Origin of the sequence: Thalassotalea litorea, assembly GCF_043642205.1 — a bacterium.
GTDB lineage: Bacteria > Pseudomonadota > Gammaproteobacteria > Enterobacterales > Alteromonadaceae > Thalassotalea_A > Thalassotalea_A litorea.
Genome location: NZ_JBHZSG010000088.1, coordinates 1 through 1105 on the forward strand (window position 1 = coordinate 1; position 1105 = coordinate 1105).

Here is a 1105-nt window from a genome sequence, read left to right on the forward strand (position 1 = left end):
TTAAACCCTTGTGGTTATCGTATCAAAACACTTCGTTGGGATGTCCCGTGGAAGTGGATGCGCATTTTAGAGATTTTGCCGATGACGTCAACTCTTTTTTTGAAATTATTTCATTTATTTGCATAAGTGGACAATAATTAAACAAAAGGGATTTTATGTTGATTATTAATTGTCCTTGTAGTTAGATAGGAGGGGCATAGTATGAAGTATTGACCTAAAAGAACATATATCTATGAAACGCCTATTTTGCTTAGTTTTACTAATATGCAGTAACTTGGCGCTTGGCATTGTTAGCTTTGCTAATGAGGCCGGCAAGCAAGAGCTGTTACTTCAAAATCTGTTTGAGGCTCAACTATCCAGTACTAACTCGATGAAACGCAGTGTTAGTAGCCTGATAAAACATTACCCCCACCACGAAGCCTTTATACTTGATTACAGTTTTAAAAATTATCCACAGCAGTATAAACAGATAATTCATGGCGCATTGTCAACGAACCCTCATTCAAGCAATGATGTTGTATCTATGGCACTGGCTTATGAAGTCGCTGCATGTGACGACATTATAACGGCGGCGATTAATGCTGAGCCTGGTTATGCCAGTGATATCGTAAAAACTGCGGCCAAGTTACGACCGAATGAATTAGATCAGATTGTGCGAGTCGCGATAACCACCAAACCAATTATGGCCGATAGCATTATTAATAGTGCTGCCAAAGAAAACCCTGATGCATTTGAGTTGATTATGACCATGGCATTTGAAGAACTGCCAGATATGTTCATGTCGCTTTTGAATAATGCATTTTCAAATTTCCCGGAAAACTCTGAAGAAGTGGTCGAGATCGCAATATCCTCTTCAGAAAAAGTCGATGCGAGATTAGTGGTAGATAAAGCGGTTCAAGCAGGCCTAAGTGAGGAAGCCGCAGTAAAAGCTGCTATCGCAGGTGGAGCTAAGCAAGAAGCCTGGGCTCAGAATAATCCATAAACAAATTTATCATGATAACTAACCCATAAAAAAGCCAGCTAACGCTTAACACCGATCAGATAAGCAATCGATCGGTTGACAGGTAAAAGGATCGTACGACAATAGCCCCATCAAATTGATGGG

At 40.1% G+C, this 1105-nt stretch carries 1 protein-coding gene; it reads left to right on the forward strand.

All coding sequences use genetic code 11. The features are described 5' to 3' along the window. Nucleotides 1–232 precede the first annotated feature (232 nt). Complete coding sequence (locus ACHUFQ_RS16960) at nucleotides 233–982, forward strand: hypothetical protein (RefSeq protein WP_394177033.1); 750 nt, start codon at nucleotides 233–235, stop codon at nucleotides 980–982. Nucleotides 983–1105 lie beyond the last annotated feature (123 nt).